The 17985-nt window shown below is 66.6% G+C and carries 15 protein-coding genes and 2 pseudogenes; 9 read left to right on the top strand and 8 right to left on the bottom strand.

All coding sequences use genetic code 11. The features are described from left to right. Positions 1-15: 15 nt before the first annotated feature. Positions 16-819 carry a family 1 encapsulin nanocompartment shell protein gene (locus tag U5S82_01585; protein ID MDZ7750359.1) on the bottom strand — a complete coding sequence of 268 codons (804 nt, stop codon included), beginning with the start codon at positions 817-819 and terminating at the stop codon, positions 16-18. A 3-nt stretch (positions 820-822) separates the two neighbouring features. Further along, a complete protein-coding gene (locus tag U5S82_01580; GenBank protein MDZ7750358.1) occupies positions 823-1212 on the bottom strand; it encodes an encapsulin-associated ferritin-like protein in 390 nt (129 codons plus the stop codon). A gap of 501 nt (positions 1213-1713) precedes the next feature. Here U5S82_01580 and U5S82_01575 point away from each other — a divergent pair. From U5S82_01575 to U5S82_01545, 7 genes are all read left to right on the top strand, one after another. After that, the gene (locus U5S82_01575) at positions 1714-2016 is read left to right on the top strand and encodes a DUF883 domain-containing protein (protein ID MDZ7750357.1); all 303 of its coding nucleotides are present in this window, start codon (positions 1714-1716) and stop codon (positions 2014-2016) included. Then, on the top strand, positions 2013-2561 hold the full coding sequence (locus U5S82_01570; protein ID MDZ7750356.1) for a hypothetical protein: 549 nt from the start codon (positions 2013-2015) through the stop codon (positions 2559-2561). Before U5S82_01575 ends, U5S82_01570 begins: the two co-directional genes overlap by 4 nt. A 157-nt stretch (positions 2562-2718) precedes the next feature. Continuing rightward, positions 2719-3669, top strand: coding sequence for a DnaJ C-terminal domain-containing protein (locus U5S82_01565; protein ID MDZ7750355.1), 951 nt, complete (start codon positions 2719-2721; stop codon positions 3667-3669). 6 nt (positions 3670-3675) lie between these two features. Beyond that, a complete protein-coding gene (locus tag U5S82_01560) occupies positions 3676-3987 on the top strand; it encodes a chaperone modulator CbpM (GenBank protein ID MDZ7750354.1) in 312 nt (103 codons plus the stop codon). Positions 3988-4347: 360 nt separating this feature from the next. Then, positions 4348-5601 carry an ABC transporter substrate-binding protein gene (locus U5S82_01555; protein MDZ7750353.1) on the top strand — a complete coding sequence of 418 codons (1254 nt, stop codon included), beginning with the start codon at positions 4348-4350 and terminating at the stop codon, positions 5599-5601. A gap of 10 nt (positions 5602-5611) precedes the next feature. After that, positions 5612-6487 (top strand): sugar ABC transporter permease, encoded by an 876-nt coding sequence (locus tag U5S82_01550; protein MDZ7750352.1) that lies wholly within the window; start codon positions 5612-5614, stop codon positions 6485-6487. An 11-nt stretch (positions 6488-6498) separates the two neighbouring features. Continuing rightward, complete coding sequence (locus tag U5S82_01545) at positions 6499-7314, top strand: carbohydrate ABC transporter permease (protein ID MDZ7750351.1); 816 nt, start codon at positions 6499-6501, stop codon at positions 7312-7314. Between the two features lie 548 nt (positions 7315-7862). On the opposite strand, the gene U5S82_01540 is transcribed toward U5S82_01545, so the two are convergent. The 3 genes and pseudogenes from U5S82_01540 to U5S82_01530 all read right to left on the bottom strand — a co-directional run bounded on the left by U5S82_01540 (position 7863) and on the right by U5S82_01530 (position 9065). After that, positions 7863-8591, bottom strand: coding sequence for a hypothetical protein (locus U5S82_01540; protein ID MDZ7750350.1), 729 nt, complete (start codon positions 8589-8591; stop codon positions 7863-7865). 51 nt (positions 8592-8642) lie between these two features. Beyond that, positions 8643-8866, bottom strand: a pseudogene (locus U5S82_01535) (type II toxin-antitoxin system HicA family toxin). Continuing rightward, positions 8862-9065: pseudogene (locus U5S82_01530) on the bottom strand (type II toxin-antitoxin system HicB family antitoxin). Before U5S82_01530 ends, U5S82_01535 begins: the two co-directional pseudogenes overlap by 5 nt. Positions 9066-9697: 632 nt before the next feature. Here U5S82_01530 and U5S82_01525 point away from each other — a divergent pair. Continuing rightward, positions 9698-10819: an ABC transporter ATP-binding protein gene (locus tag U5S82_01525; GenBank protein MDZ7750349.1), complete on the top strand. Its 1122-nt coding sequence runs from the start codon at positions 9698-9700 to the stop codon at positions 10817-10819. A 157-nt stretch (positions 10820-10976) separates the two neighbouring features. After that, positions 10977-11825 (top strand): ferritin-like domain-containing protein, encoded by an 849-nt coding sequence (locus U5S82_01520; GenBank protein MDZ7750348.1) that lies wholly within the window; start codon positions 10977-10979, stop codon positions 11823-11825. A gap of 515 nt (positions 11826-12340) precedes the next feature. On the opposite strand, the gene U5S82_01515 is transcribed toward U5S82_01520, so the two are convergent. The 3 genes from U5S82_01515 to U5S82_01505 form a co-directional block, all read right to left on the bottom strand. After that, positions 12341-13249, bottom strand: a complete 909-nt coding sequence (locus tag U5S82_01515) for a patatin-like phospholipase family protein (protein MDZ7750347.1) — start codon at positions 13247-13249, stop codon at positions 12341-12343. A gap of 97 nt (positions 13250-13346) precedes the next feature. After that, positions 13347-14909 carry a calcineurin-like phosphoesterase C-terminal domain-containing protein gene (locus U5S82_01510; protein ID MDZ7750346.1) on the bottom strand — a complete coding sequence of 521 codons (1563 nt, stop codon included), beginning with the start codon at positions 14907-14909 and terminating at the stop codon, positions 13347-13349. Between the two features lie 112 nt (positions 14910-15021). After that, the gene (locus tag U5S82_01505) at positions 15022-17886 is read right to left on the bottom strand and encodes a GAF domain-containing protein (GenBank protein MDZ7750345.1); all 2865 of its coding nucleotides are present in this window, start codon (positions 17884-17886) and stop codon (positions 15022-15024) included. Positions 17887-17985: the final 99 nt, after the last annotated feature.

Below are 17985 nucleotides of genomic sequence, written 5' to 3'. Positions count from 1 at the left end.
ATGGGGGATGCCCTCTCACTCCTCCAGGGTGCATACGGCAGTGGGGGAATCCAGCATGAGCACCAGGCTCTCGCTGGCGAACAGTTTGAAGTGAATGCCGTCGTTGGTGCCGTAGCCCACCCGCAGATCCTGCCCGACCTTGATGTCGCCGACCCGGGGGTCCACCAACACGGCGCCGTCGATGGGGGCCTTGAAGACACCCCCCTCGCACAGCCGCCGCAGGTGGTCCACCTGCAGCATGTCGGAGCCTTCATAGCGGCGGAACAGGGCGTTGTAGCGAACGGGCGAAAGGGCCAGGGCATAGGGCCCGCGGAAGCCGCTGTGGTCGAGCCGCGTCACGGCCTGTAGGACATCGTTCACCGCGTTTTCCACCTGGTCCCAGTCACTGCACTCCATGTGGTTGCGCCCCTCGGCCGTCATCAGTCCCTCGAGACCGGTTTCTTCCAGGCCGTAATAGATGAGTTCCTCCTCGCGCCGTGCCACGGCTTCGGCGGCGTCCTCCACGGGCCGCAGATCGAGGGGCAACTCCTTGCCGAGATGGCCTTCCACCCGGCGGATGCTGAGGTCGAAGGGTTGGCGCAACATGGGTACGGCGATGGCCCGGCCCGCCACCGTGGCAGCCTTGCTGTCATCCCCCGGCTGGGTCACGTTCTCGTCGCCCACCTCGATACTGGTGAGGCCGGGGCCGTAGGGGCCGTCCACGTCGAGGATGCGGCGGGCGGTGAGGATATCCCGGGCGGCCGCCACCGCCGTGGCGTCGATGCGTGACCACAGGTCGTCGGAAAAGCCGCTGGTCTGCCTGTTCAGGTATGCGGTCATGGATTACTCCTTCAGATTGCCGATGGTGAACGCCTCGACGTCCGGTTCTTCCGCCGCCTCCGGCCCGGGAGACTCCGCTGCCGCAGTGCCTCCTTCCGCCTCGGCCGCGGTGATGGGGCCCGTGGTATTGAGATACTCGGCCATCTGACCGGCAAAGTCCGGCTCATTACGTCGCAGCCACTCCAGCAGCATGGCGGCGTGTTCCATCTCTTCGCGCATGTTGTGGCGGAGGATGTCTCTCAACTCCTCATCCCCACAGGCGTCGGCCCGCTGGCGGTACCAGTCCACGGCCTCCAGTTCCTCCTGCAGGGAGACGAGGGCGCGGTGGAGATCGATGGTGTCCCCGGACAGCATTTCTGCGGGTTCATGCAGGGTGGCGGATGCTTCGGTCATGGTCGTCGTCCATCCTTCGCTCATGGTGTCGGAATCTACAAAGTGCAAAGCAAGGGGCATACCAGGGCGCCGGGGCCCGGCACGCCGGCCCGGGCTCATCCCGCCCCGGCCGACTGATATGGAATATCGGTGCAAATGCCCCGGTGGCCGGGGGTTATGGACCACGTGCCGGCCCCTGGGCCCGGTGGTGGGGCCGGCATCTTTCCTGCAAGGGAGGCTGGGAGACCCTACCTGGTGAGCGCGGCGCGGGTGCGCGAGTTGCTGGGGGCGGAATGAAAAGGCACTAACTCCGCCCCGCTTCAAGTATCTCTGGCTGCGCGGCGCGGGGTGACTTGCGATTCTTCAATGCAGAAGACCCATTGGTGGGTCTATCCTAGAACAAACGTTGAAGAATTCGACGTTTGCCGAGTGGCGCAGGGAGCCGCACTATTTTCGATGGTGTACGCTATCGAAGCGGCCCAATAGGTTCTGCCGGTAATACATTCAAACGCAGGAGGAACGATGGCCACTACCAACGAATTCGACAAAGAACTCGAGCAGCTCAAGACCGATGTCGCTACCTTGCGCGAGGACATGGCCACGCTCATCGACACCATCAAGCAGGCGGGGTTAAAGGAGGGAAGCGAGGCCTACGAAGGGATGCAGACTCGGGCCCGTCAGGCCGGGGCTGATGTCCGCCGGCGCGCCACCGAGGCCTACGGCGCGGTCGGTCGGGAGGTGGAAGAGCGCCCTTTGACGAGCATTCTCGTGGCCTTCGGCACCGGCTTCGTGGTCGGGATGCTGCTGGATCGCCGCGGACATTGAGTCGCACGCACCGCGCCGCATCCTGGCTCCGGGGGATGGCCGGTGGAGTGCTGGCGGCGGCACGGGCCAGGGTCCGGGCCGTCTGGCGCCGGGGGCTGGCGATGGCGGTCCTGAGCCTGGTGCTGGCCCTGCTTGCGGTGAGCGGTGCCGGCTTTCTGGTCCTCGCGGCGTATCTCGCCCTGGCTCAGGTCATGGCGCCCTGGAGCGCGGCCCTCATCGTGGGCGGGGCCCTGGTGGGGGTGGCTCTCCTCGGTGCCCTGGGGGTGTGGCTGATATTGCGCGGCCGTCATGACGGTGCCGCATCTCAGTCGGCGCCCCCCGCCGCCGGGGCGCCCGCGGACGCGGATGAGCGGCCGGTAGACATGGCGGCGCGCCTGGGCGAGGACCTGGGCCAGCGTCTCGGCCGCCGGGGCGTCCGGGTCTCGGACGTGATGGTGGCGGCCCTGGTCGCGGGCACACTACTGGGGGCGAGCCCCGCCCTGCGCGCCCGACTCTTCCGCAATGGCGGCGTCCCGCCTCGCCAGCGGGAGAGGCGTCGCTGCTGAGCGCTGCGGATACGGTTCCTCATGATCGAAAGTCTCGGGTGATATCGGGCATTGAAATTTCCCCACCCGGGCAACCATATAAGGAGTGACGTCATCCGCGGGCCCCGGCGGGGGCGGGGGGTGCCATTCCAGGCAGTGGTTGCGCAGAGAGCCCGATATGGAATTTAAAGATTATTACAAGATCATGGGCGTCGAGCGGGACGCCACCCAGGACGAGATAAAACGTGCCTACCGCAAGCTGGCGCGCAAATATCATCCCGATGTCAGCAAGGAGGCGGACGCCGAGCAGCGCTTCAAGGAAGTGGGTGAGGCCTACGAAGTGCTTAAGGACCCGGAGAAGCGGGCCGCCTACGACCAGCTGGGTGCCAACTGGAAGGCGGGCCAGGACTTCCGGCCGCCGCCCGATTGGGACCAGGGTTTCGAGTTCCACGGTGGTGGCTTCACCGACGCCGATGCCGCCGAGTTCAGCGACTTCTTCGAGAGCCTGTTCGGGCGCGGCTTCTCGCGTGCGGGGGGTGGCCGGCGTTCGACCGGCTTCAATGCCCGCGGCGAGGATACTCATGCCAAGGTCCTCATCGACCTGGAGGATGCCTACCATGGCGCCACCCGCAGCGTCACCCTGCGCCACACGGAGTTGGGGCCGGACGGCCGGCCGCGGGTGCAGGAGCGCACCCTCAACGTGCGCATACCGAAGGGTGTGCGCCAGGGCCAACATATCCGGTTGGGCGGTCAGGGCGGGGCCGGCATGGGCCAGGGCGAGGCCGGAGACCTCTACCTCGAGATCGAGTTCCGTCCTCACCCCCTCTATCACGTGGAGAGCAGGGACGTGGTGATGGAACTGCCCGTGGCCCCATGGGAGGCGGCCCTCGGGGCCACGGTGAAGGTGCCCATGCCCACGGGGGCCGTGGACCTCAAGATACCCCCCGGTTCCGGCAACGGGCGTAAACTGCGCCTGAAGGGCAGGGGTATCCCGGGGCCCAGGCCGGGCGACCTTTACGTGGTACTGAATGTGGCCCTGCCACCGGCGGACACCGAGGCGGCCAAGGCCGCTTATCGCCAGATGGAGCAGGCTCTGGCCTTCAATCCACGGGCACACATGGGAGGCTGACGAGCCATGGCTGGAGACGTGTTGTCATTGATGACCGGCGAGGTGCTGGAAGAGGTGGAACTGAGCCTCGGCGAACTCTGCCGCAGCTGTGGGGTGCCGGCGGAGCATGTGTTCGAGTTGGTGGAGCAGGGCGTGGCGGAGCCCCTGGGGCGCGACCCGCGGGGCTGGCGTTTCCGCGGGGTGAGCGTCTACCGGGTCCGTTGCGCCCTGCGCCTGGAAAGGGATCTCGGCGTCAACGCCGCCGGGGCGGCCCTGGCCCTCGACCTGCTGGAGGAACTGGAGCGGTTGCGCGCCCGTCGCTGGCGCCTGGAGGATTGATCCGAAGCCCAAGGGCGGTGGCATGGACCGTCAGTGATGGCGGTGCCCTGGCGGGCTCAATCGGTCCCACTCCCTGCCCGGTTGGCCCTGTCATGCAGGCGGGAGTACGAAGTTTACCTCGACCGCCCAGGGAGACCCCGCCCCGCTGGCGCATTAGCGACCTGTGGCACTGAGCCTCCCCGGGGAGTGATCGCGCTCCAGACCTTGACGATCCCCGCGCCCCGGGTTTTGCTGCAGACCATTCACCATTCACCATTCACCATTCACCATTCACCATTCACCATTCACCATTCACCATTCACCATTCACCATTCACCATTCACCATTCACCATTCACCATTCACCATTCACCATTCACCATTGCCGTCCGTCATCCGCCATCTCTTAGCGATCCCCACGACCCTCGCCGGGGCACTGCTGCTCGCCGCCTGCGCCGAGTCGACCGACAAGGCGCCCACCCTCCACTGGTACGTCTTCGACGAGCCTTCCGGGGCCTTCGAGGAGGCGGCGCGGCACTGCACCGAGGCCGCCGGCGGGGCCTACGAGGTGGTCATCGCGCCCCTGCCCACGGACGCCTCCCAGCAACGCGAGCAACTGGTGCGGCGCCTGGCGGCGGGGGACGAGGCCATCGATCTCATGGGCATGGACGTCATCTGGACGCCGGAATTCGCCGCCGCAGGCTGGCTGCTGCCGTGGCCGCAGGACCAGGCCGACGCCATCCGCCGGGGGCGGTTGGCGGCCCCCCTTCAGAGCGCCGGGTACGATGGACGTCTGTGGGCAGCGCCCTTCACCACCAACACCCAGTTGCTGTGGTATCGCCGCGACCGCGTGGAGGAGGCGCCGGCGACCTGGGGTGAGATGCTGGACTTGGCCGAGGCCCTCGGTACCCCCGGTGCCATCCAGGTCCAGGGGGAGCGCTACGAGGGCTTCACGGTGTTCTTCACCGCCCTGCTGGCCTCCGCCGGCGGGTCGGTATTGACGCCGGACGGCGAGGCGGTATCCCTGGAGCGGGGACCCACCCTCACCGCCCTCGACACCATGCGCCGGCTGGCCACCTCGCCCGCGGCACCCCCGGGCCTGGCCAATGCCCGGGAGGACCACGGGCGGCGCGCCTTCGAGGCGGGCATCGCCACCTTCATGGTCAACTACACTTATGTCTGGCCGAGCGCCCGGGCCCATGCCCCGGCGGTGGCCGAGAATATGGGCTGGGCGCGCTGGCCGGCGGTGGTGCCGGGGCGCCCCAGCCGGGTAACCCTGGGGGGTATCAATCTGGGGGTGGGGGCCCACACCCGTCACCCGGAACTGGCCTTCGAGGCCGCCGCATGCATCGCCGCCGCCGACAACCAGCGCCTGGCAGCGGCCCGCGGCGGGCTGCCGCCCACCATCGCCGCCCTCTACGACGAACCCGTGGTGAGGGCGGTTTTTCCCTTCGCTGACCTGTTGCGTGCCACCCTGGAGGATGCCGTGCAGCGCCCCCGCACCCCCCTCTACAACGACGTTTCCCTGGCCATCAGCCGTACCCTTCACCCCATGGCGGCCATCGAGCCGGAGCGGGACCTGGCCCGCCTGCGGGCGGCAGTGGGTCGCGCCCTGCGTTCCGAGGGCCTGTTGTGAAGGGCCAGCCATGAAGGGAAGGGTGAGCCCGGAGGAGCGCCTGGGCTGGCTGCTGTGCGCACCCGCGGCCCTGGCCATGGTGGCGGTGACGGCCTGGCCGCTGATCCATGCCATCGGGCTGTCCCTGTTCCACTACGACCTGCGCTTCCCTGCCCGCCGTGGCTTCGCCGGCCTGGACAACTACGTCAGCGTCCTCGGCTCCGAGGTGTGGTGGCAGTCCCTGGCCAATACCCTGTTCATCACCGTGGGCTCGGTGGCCATCGAGCTGGTGCTGGGCATGGCCCTGGCGCTGATGATGCACCGCGCCCTGTTCCTGCGCCGCACCCTGCGGGCCGCGGTGCTGGTGCCCTACGCCGTCATTACGGTGGTGGCGGCCCTGGCCTGGAAGTTCGCCTTCGACCCCGTGTCCGGCTTCGTGAACCCGTGGCTGGGGGTGGACCAGGCGTGGCTGGGGGAGCGCTGGTCCGCGTTCCTGGTGATCATCCTCACCGAGGTGTGGAAGACGACCCCCTTTATGGCGCTGTTGCTGCTGGCCGGCCTCACCCTGGTGCCGCGGGAGCTGCTGGAGGCGGCGCGGGTGGACGGGGCCTCGGCCTGGCAACGCTTCCGCCACGTCACCCTGCCCCTCATGAGACCGGCCATCCTGGTGGCGCTGCTGTTCCGTACCCTTGACGCCTTCCGTATCTTCGACACCGTCTACGTGCAGACCCGCGGCGCCCAGGGCACCGAGACGGTCTCGGTGGTGGGCTACGAGACCCTCATGGGTCGCCTGAACCTGGGCCTCGGCTCGGCGGTGTCGGTACTCATATTCCTCTGCGTGGTGGCCATCGCCTGGCTGTTCGTCAAAGGCCTCGGCCTCGACCTGGCGCGGCGGACCCAGCCGTGAACGGACGCACCATGGAGGCCCTGTTCTGGCGCGCCGGGGTGGCGGTGGTGCTGGTCTACGCCCTGCTGCCCATGGCCTGGATCGCCGCCCTGTCGCTGAAGCCGGCGGCAGACCTCGGCGACGGTCGCCTGGTGCCCGCCCGCCTCAGTCTGGAGCACTACCGGGCCATCTTCGCCGACGCCCAGTTCCCGGCCGCCCTGGCCAACTCGCTGGGCATCGCCGCCATCTCCACCCTGTTGTCGGTGATGCTGGCCATGCTCGCCGCCTATGCCATCGTGCGCCTGCGCTTTCGCGGCCGCGGCCTGCTGCTGGGGGCGGCCCTGGCCATCGCCATGTTCCCGCCGGTGGCCATCATCGGCCCCCTGTTCGACATGTGGCGGGTCCTCGGCCTGTTCGATACCTGGGCCGGGCTCATCCTCCCCTACATGACCTTCACCCTGCCCCTGGGCATCTGGATCCTGGCGGCCTTCTTCCGGGAGGTGCCCTGGGAACTGGAGCGCGCCGCGCGCGTGGACGGCGCCACCCCGTGGCAGGCCTTCCGCCATGTCATCGCGCCCCTGGCCGCCCCCGGCGTGTTCACCGCCGCCATCCTGGTGTTCATCTTCGCCTGGAATGATTTCCTGTTCGCCGCCGCCCTCACCTCCACCAACGACGCTCGCACCGTGCCGGCGGCCATCGCCTTCTTCACCGGCAGCTCCCGCTTCGAGCTGCCCACGGGCTCCATCGCCGCCGCCTCGATGGTGGTGACCGTCCCGGTGGTGGCCCTCATCGTGGCCTTCCAGCGCCCCATCGTCGCCGGCCTCACGGCGGGTGCGGTGAAGGGGTGAGGTCTTCCCGCGGCGCCGTGGTGGCCGTGAAACACGAAAAAAGCCTTTTAACCGCGAAAGACGCGAAATGACGCGAAAAAATGGCTCGTCAGCAGAATTCGTGGGTGTAGAAGAGGAGAATTTCCTCTCGCCAAGATCGCCAAGGCGCCAAGAAGGCCAGGGAACCTGTTTGAATGTCGGGATGAATCCCGACCTACAAAAAGCGTAACCGCGAAAGACGCGAAATGACGCGAAAAGGGAGAAGGTCAGGGAGGAGTGGCAGTTTGAAAAGGCGCAGCGGATCGACCGTTTCGGCGTCAGCAGAGCGGACGCACGGGTGGTAATCTTTTCCCCTTTCCCATTTCCCCTTTCCCATTTCCCCTGGGGAGAAGGACAGAGGCGTAGGTCGGCTGCTCTTGGCAGCCGACGGAAACTCGGCGCTTTGCGGCCGCGGATGTCGGTTGCCGAGAGCAACCGACCCACAGACTGCTTGACCGGAAACGGAGTATCTACAGGTTAACTGTGCTCACCTCCGAACGGTTCGGTGATCTGGATTTCGGAACAGCTATTTAGTGCAGGGCCTTGTCGGGCCACTTCCCCGCGTACTCGGTCATCACGTCACGCACCGGCTGGGGGACGTCCTGGGCGTCCATCTGGCGCTTGCCGTCGGCGAAGAACCCGGGCAGGTCGGTGGGGAGCCGGCGGCCCATTCTGTCGAAGGTGGCGCGCATGAGGTCCGTGTCCAGGGCGCGGGTGGCGGCGATGCCGGAGTTCAGGGTCAGCACCCGCCACGGCCGCCACGGGTTGCTCTTATCCTCGTCCATCTTGATCTCGTCGGCGGTCGCATCCTGGACCGCGTCGATGAGCTGGGCCAGCGTGGCCAGCTTGCCTGATTCCGACGTGCCGTTGATCACCCGGGCGAAGCCGTCCGCGGTGCCGTCCAGGTTGCGCAGCGTCGCGCCGCGGCGGGCGAACCATACGGCGGTGGAGACGAACACGCACGCCATGTTGTCGGCCTGGTCATGGATGTCCAGCTGGCGTAGTTGCGAGGAGAGCCTGTCCAGCAGGTCCAGGCCGTAATCGGCGAGTTCGGAGAGGGCCTCCTGATCCGGTTCCTGCTCCGAGTGCTCGATGCCGGAGGTGAGCTGGAAGAAATCCGAGAGGGCCGAGGCCAGGGGGATGGGGCCGGACTCCTCGTCCGTGATGCGTTGGGTCTCGTCGTTCTCATCGACCACGCGGATCATGGATTGCAGCGCCAGGTCGGAGATGGCGGGCATTTCGATCACGAGTCGGCACATGGCAGTGATATCAGGGTGTCGGAGGGTGGGAGCGGTGAGACCGAGCGTGCCTTAGAGTGTCTCGATGAACTCGTCGGCGGATACTTCGGCTTGACGGAGAATACCCGCGAGGGTGCCGGTCTTCAGTTCCTTGTGGAGCGGAACCACACAGCCTTGCAGGCCCCGGCGCAGGACGACATGACTGCCGCGCCGTCGCGCCGTCGCGCCTGCTCGAAGCCGAGCCGCTCCGGCGTCCGGATGGTCTCGGCACCCGAGACCCTCGGGAGCCCAGGCACTTTCCGAGAGGTTGAAGGTCGTCACAACGGCATGGCAGCCTTGAGCCTGAGGGAATTCCTCGAGGTAGAGCGCCGTCGCTTCCTGCAGGTTCGCGATGGCCTCATCGAGGGTCTCTCCCTGGCTCGTCGTGCCGGTTTCGGGGTTTAGGGCGACGAATCCACCCTCTTCTGCCGCTGTGACTACGGCTGTTAGTTCCATGGTGGGCCTCACCGATTGAGGATTGTGAGACCGAGTATGGCGGAAAACCCTGGTGCTGCGAAGCACGGCATCGGAGCCGCCCGTGACGATGGAGCCGACGATGGGTGCGGGTCGTAGTGGCAGCACCCGCAGTTACGTGAAAGTCGCGAAGCACGAACTCCCCCTCTCCCTCTGGGACAAATCCGTCGGGAACGGATTTGAACGCGCCTTGGCGCGGCCCGCAGGGCGAAGGGCAGGATGCCCGGAGTACAGGAATGGGGTGAGGGAACGAACATGGCGATACGCGCTCATCTTTCATCATTTCGGGCGGCGCGTATCGCCATGAGAGTTAACCGCGAAACACGCGAAATGACGCGAAAAACCATCTGACAGGTGCGCAGGGTGGAACAGCCGCAATGATTCAGCAGTTGTGGCAATGGAGCACTACATTCCCGGTGGCCGATGCACCCGGGCCAAAAGATCTTTTGCGTATTTCGCGCTTTTCGTAGTTCCTTCGTTTTTCATCGGCAGTGAATACATCACCCCGACCGTCGGCTACCGAGCGGCTAAGGCGCTGAGCCGAATGATCTTTAGGGTATTTCGTGTCTTTCGTGGTTATATATTTTATTTACCGCGAGATCATTTCTTCATCCATGGCCCGTATAGAACTAGACGACATCAGCAAGCGCTTCCCCGATGGGACGGTGGCGGTGCAGCCAACGCGCCTCACCATCGAGGACGGTGAGTTCTTCATCCTGGTGGGGCCTTCGGGCTGCGGCAAGTCCACCCTGTTGAATATCATGGCGGGCCTCACGCCGCCCAGCAGTGGGGAGGTGCGGGTGGACGGGCGGGTGGTCACGGGTCTCGACCCCCGGGCCCGCAACATGGCCATGGTGTTCCAGAACTATGCCCTCTATCCCCACATGACGGTGGGGGGGAACATCGCCTTTCCCCTGCGTATAGCCGGTGTCCATAGGGAGGAAATGGACCGGCGGGTGGCGGCGGTGGCGGCGATGCTCGAACTCGATGAGCTGCTGGAGCGCCGGCCCGCCGAACTCTCCGGGGGACAGCGCCAGCGGGTGGCCATGGCGCGGGCCATGGTGCGCGAGCCCGTGGCCTTCCTGCTGGACGAGCCCCTGTCCAACCTCGATGCCCGCCTGCGGGTGCAGATGCGGGACGAGCTGGCGCGGCTGCACCGGCGTCTCGGCACCACCATGGTCTATGTCACCCACGACCAGACGGAGGCCATGACCCTGGGCCAGCGGGTGGCGGTGTTGCGGGCGGGACGGGTGCAGCAGGTGGACAGCCCGCGGGCCCTCTACGAGGCCCCCGCCAATCTGTTCGTGGCCGGGTTCATGGGCTCGCCGGCCATGAACATCCTGCCGGCGAAGGTGCGGCGGGGAAGCCTGGTGTTGCCCATGGTGGAACTGCCCCTGCCGGCACCCATGAGGTCCCTGGAAGAGGGACACGCCGTGACGGCCGGCCTGCGCCCGGAGGCCTTTGGCGTGGCGGGCGGCGGTGAGACGGCGATGGGGGAGACGGTCTTCGAGGTACAGGTGGAACGGGTGGAGTGGCTGGGCGCCGACGGCTTCATTCACTTCGAGGTGGAAGACCCCGGGGACCACGCCCGCCACCGCCTGGTGGCGCGGGTGGACCCCACCACCCGGGTGGTGGCCGGGGCGCCCATACGCCTGTCCCTGGATCCGGAGCGCATCCACCTGTTCGACGCCCGCAGTGGAGATAGACTGGCCCTCGCGGCCAACAAGGCCCAGTAAAGACCTGTTTATTACACTTTCGCGAACGGCGAAAATATTCGGTGTCTGAGAGAAGCCGGGGTTTTCGGCTTCGGTGCTGATTCTGTCCAGGTCTGGCCCCAGGAATAGCCCCAGGGATAGGCAATAGTCAGCGTGTACCCGGTCACGAGGGGAGTTTATGAACGGCAGCAATGCAACAGGCGGGCGGCCCTTGCCCGGCCATGAAGCGGCCTGGCATCCGCGGGACATCGATCTCGATGCCATCGAGACCGCCGCCCTTGCCGACCATCCCCTGTTGTTCGATCTGGTGGTGGGGGCCTCCTTCGTGGAGATCTCCGCGGAGCATTACACCCGCAACCTCGTTGACCACTGCACCGGCCGCGACGAGGTGGTGGCGTGGCTCGCCGACCATTGGGAGCCGGAGGAACTGCGCCACGGCGAGGTGCTCCGGGATTACGCCCTCAGGGCCTGGCCCGACTTCCCCTGGCAGGCGGCCTACGAGGACTTCTTCGCCGACTACGCCGCCGCCTGCTCCGCCGATGAACTGGAAGACAGCCGGGCCCTGGAGATGGCCGCCCGTTGCGTGGTGGAGACCGGCACCGCCACCTTCTACCGCATGCTGGCGGACTACTCGCCGGAACCCGTGCTGGCGCGTATCGCCACCCTCATCGGCCAGGACGAGGTGCGCCATTACCGTCATTTCCGCCACTATTTCGAACTCTACAACGGTCAGGAGGGCCAGGGCCGCCTCGCCATCGTCAAGGCCCTGCGCCAGCGCTTCGGCGAGGTGGAGGAGGACGACGTGTGGTACGCCTTCAAGCATATCCACCGTCACCGCCATGGTCGCGAGCCCACGGCCGCCGAGTACCGGGCCATGAAGGGCCGCATCCGCCCCATCTTCCGCCGCCACTTCCCCTATCGTCAGGCGGCCCGCATGCTGCTGCGGGTGCTGGACCTGGACGGTATGGCGAAGCGCGCCGCCGAGGGCCTGCTGGTGCCCGCCATGCGCCTGGCCCTGATGCGCTGAGGCGTGTCATTGCCTCTTTTGTCTTCGTAGGGCTTCAGCCCGACAGCCCGCCGGCGGGATTTCCTGCCCGGCATGAGGTGCATGGGGCGGTGCCGGATGTCGGGATGAATCCCGACCATTCGTGCCCCGGGAACGGGCGGTGGCGGTGTATTTGGCCGGGATGTCGGGATGAATCCCGATCTACATCGGTGCGGCGGAAACAGGGGAGCGAGCAGCGCGTAGGTTGGGGTGAGGAACGAGCCCCAACATGACCATGAATTCGACCAACAATCTTTGGGGGTCGCAAGCTCACCCCAACCTACCATGCTGGTGCTGGCGGGCATGATGGGCCGCAGAGGCCGTGCCCCGTGGCCATCGCCCTCTCGCGTGACGAGGAACATCTTGGCGCACTGCGCCCGCTAAGGAGCCTGATCGAAATTAACTTGCCATCTTTCGATCTGGCGAACACTACCGATAAGCTCGGCGCGGCTATCAGAGTGACAAGCCAATTCTCGTCAGTGGCCTAAGGGTGCACGTCAGCCAGGCCTGTCGGACCCTTCGATGGCCTGGCGGGTCTTCTGGTGACCCAGATCGATCATCTCGCGGGCACGGTGGAAATCCAGCACGGCGCAGGAATCCACCGGGATCTCGATGAGCAGGTCGGGGGCGTGGGCGGCCAGCTGGTAGCGGGCGATGCGGTCCTGCATGGCCTCCAGGGATTTGGTGACTATCTCCAGGACCGTCTCGTTGGTCGCATCTTCAGGACTGAACCCCAGTTTCTCCCGCGCCTCGGCGTACCAGCCCCGGAGCACATTCAGGCCGGAGGCGGGCTCCGGATCGACTGGGTCTTTGCGGCCGCCGGCCGGCGTGCTGTCCGAGGGGTCATCCAGACCGTTCAGAGAGACCACGATGGTCTTTTGTGCATCGTGGCTGTGGACGGGGGCGATGGGCAGGGGGCTCAGGAGACCGCCGTCCACCAGGAGCCGGCTATCGCGTTCCACCGGCGTGAAGAATCCCGGGATGGCGATGGAGGCCCGAATGGCCTCGAACAGGGAGCCCTCATCGATCCATACCTCCTCGCGCCGCTCGATGTCGGAGGCCACGGCCGTGAAGGGGATGTCGAGGTCCTCGATGCGGGTATCCCCTACCAGATCCTCGAGCTTCTCCATCAGACGGTCACCCTTGAAGAGCCCGAGGCCGGTGAAGGAGAAGTCCAGCAGCTGCCAGATGTCGGCGCGGGACAGGTCCAGGACCCAGTCGGTGTAGGCCTCCAACTTGCCGGCGGCATGGAGGCCGCCGATGAGGGCGCCGATGGACGAGCCGGTGATGGAGCCGATCCCGTAGCGGTCGCTTTGCTCCAGGGCCTTGATGACGCCGATGTGGGCGAGGCCCCGGGCGCCACCGCTGCCCAGCACGAGGGAGGTGCGGATCGGTGTCTGGTTCAAGCGGTTCTCCAGGAATATCGATGATCTTGAGGGCGATGGTACGGGAGGCTCCGCTTCACCACCGCGGCCCGCCCGTCTTCCTCCCGTGGTGAAGCCGTCATTGCGCTACGCGAAAGGTCGTGGTGCGGCTGAACTGGCCGCCGTAGGGATCGGCTACCCGTACCTCCACGGCATGCAGGCCGCTTCGCAGCCCGCCCGGCAGGGTGGCCCGCCACAGGTGGCGGGACAGGCCGGGCGCGGGCAGGGGCTTGCCCCGGGGCGGATGGTGTTGGCTCCAGGTGGTGAGCATGCGCCTGCTGTAGGTGGGGTCGGGTTGGGGCTCCAGATGTTTCATGGAGCGCCACGGGCCACCGTCCACACGCCATTCCACCAGCGTGCGCTCTTCGCCATTGTAGACGTTGGCGTAGACGTAGCCCGGCCACCAACCGCTGCGCGGAATCACCTGGGGCACGAAGAGTGCCATCTGCTCGTCGGCCGGGTGCCCCGTGGCCTTGTAGCGCAGGCCATAGTCCGCGCCCTCGAGGGTGAGTAAGGCATAGCCCTTGGGGGTGCCGTCGCGCATGGGGCTGACGGGCACACCGTCGGCGTCCGGCGGACCCTGCCACCAGCTCCCCGAGGTGGTGCCGACGTTGTAGTGGTGGTGGGGCTCGGCGTGGGGCCAGCCATGGCGGTGGTCATAGAAAAAGTGGTTCTGGGTATGGGTGTGGGCCGACAGGGAGAGGGTGTGGGGATGGTCCGCCAGGAGGGCGAACAGACGCTCGCGGTCGGTGACCCGGAAGGTGCCGCCGAAGTCCTCCAGGGGGATGTGCATGGCGAGCACGATGCGGTCGTCCGTTGGCACGTGGTCGAGGTAGTTCTCCAGGAAGACGTACTGGTCCTCCCGCAGGCCGCCCATGTATCTCTGTGGCCCGTCGTAGGGATAGATGACGTCGTCGAGGACGATGAAATGGGTGTACCCCACTTGGAAGGCATAGGTGGCAGGCCCGAAGGTGGCCTCGAAGGTGTCATCGGCCGACTCGTCGTCCGGCGCATCGAAGTCCATGTCATGGTTGCCATAGACGTACCACACGGGCACCCCCACCCGCGCCAGCGCCGCGCTGACGGGCTCGAACAGGCTGAGGTCGTCCCCCACGATATCCCCCAGCACGATGGCCGCGGCGACGTCCGGGCTGCCGGCCAGTTCGGCGATGGTGCTGCGGGCGAAGTGGTCCACCTCGGCCTGGGTGTAGGGCTGGGGGTCCCCCAGGAGCAGGATGCGGTGGGGGCCGTCGCCGTCGGCCGGGTAGAGGGGAAACTCGATGCGCTCCGGCAGCGGGCCGGTGGGCGCCACGCCGTCGTACGCGAGGGGGGGCGATCCCCCCGGCCTGTGGATGTAATGGAACTGCGGCCGATGGTGGTCATCCACCGGTACCCGCCAGCCCCGGGGCTGGATGACGAATACCGTGGCCGCGTCGCCGACGGGCAGTTCGAAGCCCCCGAAGGGCCCGGTGGGCACCACGTCGCTGCCGTTGGACACCAGCACCCGCGGGATCCCTCCCTCACCGTCGTCAAGCCTGCCGTTGTGGTTGGCGTCGTGGAAGACCACGCCGGAGACGCTCCCTGCCATGGCGCCGGCCGAGGAGGCGAACCAAAGGAACAGCAGGGCGAGGTGATATCTCATGGGGTACAGCCCCTTGTCGGGAAGACGGTCTCCAGGAAGAGGTTGACAGCTTTATTTTTCGTCTTCGTGACCGGAGGGTCATGGTGGTGACGGGCGCCCGATCCCGGACCGGCTATTTTTCCAGGGCCCGCCATACCCCGTCCCAGTCCTCCCGGGGCGGCCGAACCACCAGCCCCTCGCAGCGCCGGCCATAGGCCTGGCAGCGCGGGTCGCCGTCGCCGCGGGAGAAGATGGCGAGGGCAGCGGCGAAGTCGCGGCCCTGGTAGGCATGGAGGCCGTCGCAGAAGATGCGGTCGAGGGCCGACATCTCGTAGGAGCGCTCTCCCACCACTTCGTAGATGCGGGTGGGGCGGGTCTTGCCCATCAGCATCACCCGGTCCACCTCGATGAGGGTGAAGGCGTCGCCGAGGTGGTCCCGGGTGGGTTCGCTGATGAGGATCTGGGTGCCGTACTGTTTGTTGAGGCTCTCCAGGCGGGCCGCGATATTCACGGTGTCGCCGATGACGGTGTAGTCCATGCGCTTCTCGGAGCCGATGTTGCCGGAGATGATCTCGCCGGTGTTGATGCCGACGCCAACGCGTACCCGGGGCAGGCCGGCCGCCGCGCGGTGGGCGTTGAAGTCCTCGAGGCGCGCCTTCATGTTGAGCGCCGCGCTCACGGCCCGCACGGGGTCGTCGTCCTTCGCATAGGGGACGCCGAACACGGCCATCATGGCGTCGCCGATGAACTTGTCCAGCAGCCCGTTGTGGCGGAACACCTCGTCCACCATCAGGGAGAAGTACTGGTTGAGGAAGTCCATGGTGCCGGTGGCGCCGAGCATCTCCGACAGGGAGGTGAAACCGCGGATGTCGTTGAACAGCACGGTGGCCTCGCTCTGGACGCCGCCGAGGCCCTGGTAGCCCTCGTCCTGGAGTACCTGGTCCACGATGTCCTTGGGCATGTAGCGGGTGAGGGTGCCGTGGACCCGCTTCTCGCGGGTGATGTCTTCCAGCACCAGCACCAGGCCGTGGCGGTCGTGGTCGGCCTCCGTCAGGGGCACGATGTTGATATTGGTGGTGCTCTCGCCGCGGCCGGTCTGGATGTCCACGTCGTAGCGCACCAGGTTGGTGCCCTGCTGGTGGACACGGTCCATGAGTTCCATCAGGAAGGGGTTGTGGGCTCCCAGGGTGGCCCGCAGGTCACGGCCGATGATCTGGTCCGGCCGCATGCCCAGCATCTTGAGGGCGGCACCGTTGGCGGTGATGACCTGGTATTCGTCGTCCAGGGTGAGGATGCCGTTGGAGATGCTCTCCTGGACGTTCTCTAGGAAGTTCTTCATGGACACGGTACGGGCGTAGAGCTGGGCGTTCTCCAGGGCCACGCCCATCTGGGACGAGATGGCCCGCAACAGGTCCATGTCCTCCTGCTGGAAGGGGCCGGCGTCCTTGTTGATGGCCTGGGCCACGCCCACCACCTCGCCGTCGCGGTTGCGCAGGGGCACGCACAGCATGTTGCGGGTGCGGTAGCCGGTCTTGCGGTCCACCTCGGGATTGAAGCGGGGGTCCTGATAGACGTCGGCGATGCTCACCACCTCCCCCGTGGTGGCCGAGTGGCCGGCGATGCCCACGGACATGGGGAAGCGGATCTCCTTCATGCCCTCGCCGTGGGCCTCCATGGTCCACAGCTCACGGCTGTCGCGGTCCAGCATGAAGAGGGTGCTGCGGTCGCACTGGAGCAGGTCGGGGATGCGGGTGACGATGTCGCGGATGAGCTTGTTGAGTTCCAGGGTCTCGCCCAGGGAGGTGGCGATGTCCAGCAGCAGGGCCATCTTCTCATGGCTGCCCACCACCTTGCGGTAGAGATTGAAGTTCTCGATGGAGATGGCGGCCTGGTGGGCGAAGGCGCGGAACATGGCCTCGTCCTGCGCGTTGAAGATACCGCGGTGTTTGTTGATCACCTGAACCACGCCGATGACCTCGCCCCGCAGGCTGAAGATGGGGCCGCACAGGATGGTACGGGTGCGGTAGCCGGTCTTGCGATCCACGGCGTGGTTGAAGCGCGGGTCTTCGTAGGCGTCGGGGATGTTGAGGGTCTCACGGTGGGCCGCCACCCAGCCGGCGATGCCGGCGCCCGCGGGCACCCGGATCTCCTTCACCTCGTCGCCCTCGGCGACCTTGGACCACAGGTCGCCGGTGGTCTGATCCACCAGGAACAGGGAGGCGCGGTCGGCCTCCATGAGCTTACTGGCGGTATGCACCACCCGTTCTATGAGGCCCTCGATGCCGAGCTTGAGGTCCAGCACCTCGGACAGGTCCAGGAACTCGTTGAGGTTCCTCAGGGACCGTTCGGCGCTGATGCGGCGGTGGACGTGCTCCTCGAAGGCCAGGTTGGTACGGCGCAGGCGTTGGGTGACCAGCTGGAGGAAGGCGATGGCGAGATTGGGGTAGGTGTCCAGGCAGCGGCTGAGTTCGGTGTAGTGGATACGCACCAGGCTCGCGCGCTCCATCGCTTTGGCGGAGGCCGAACGCAGGCCGTCGGAAAAATAGGCCATCTCGCCGATGGGTTCGCCGGGCGTCACCTCCGACAGGGGGATCTCCGTATCCAGCTCATCGATACGAAACACCTGCACGAGACCGCTGGCGAGGATGTAGAGGTAGTTGTCCGGGGTGTCCTGGGTGACGAACACCTCCTCCCGCTCCACGGTGATGTCCTCGAAGCTGTAGGAGAGTTCATCCAGCTCCTGGTCCGAGAGGCGGGCGAACAACGGGCAGGCCGCGAGGCGGTCATGGCGCTGGGCACGGATGCCGGCGAGGAGTTCGCTGCGGCTGATGTGACCGGCCTCCACCAGGATGTCGCCGAGGCGCTTGCGCTGTCCGCGGCCGGCCGTGTCGTGCTGGATGGCGAGGGCCCGGTGAATGGCCTCGGGGTCGCAGCCCAGGTATTCCCCCAGGGGTTTGGATACGGGCCTGGCGACGGCGGTGGGTTGCTTCTCGGACATCGACTGACGGTTTTCCTCTCCCTGTCCAGGGGATGCGCCGGGTGTTGGACAGGGCCTGACGAGTGGATAGCGAGGGCTGCCTGGCATTGTAGCACCCGC

This window comes from Gammaproteobacteria bacterium, assembly GCA_034522055.1.
GTDB lineage: Bacteria > Pseudomonadota > Gammaproteobacteria > JAABTG01 > JAABTG01 > JAABTG01.
This window is presented reverse-complemented; position numbering and strand designations above follow the sequence as displayed.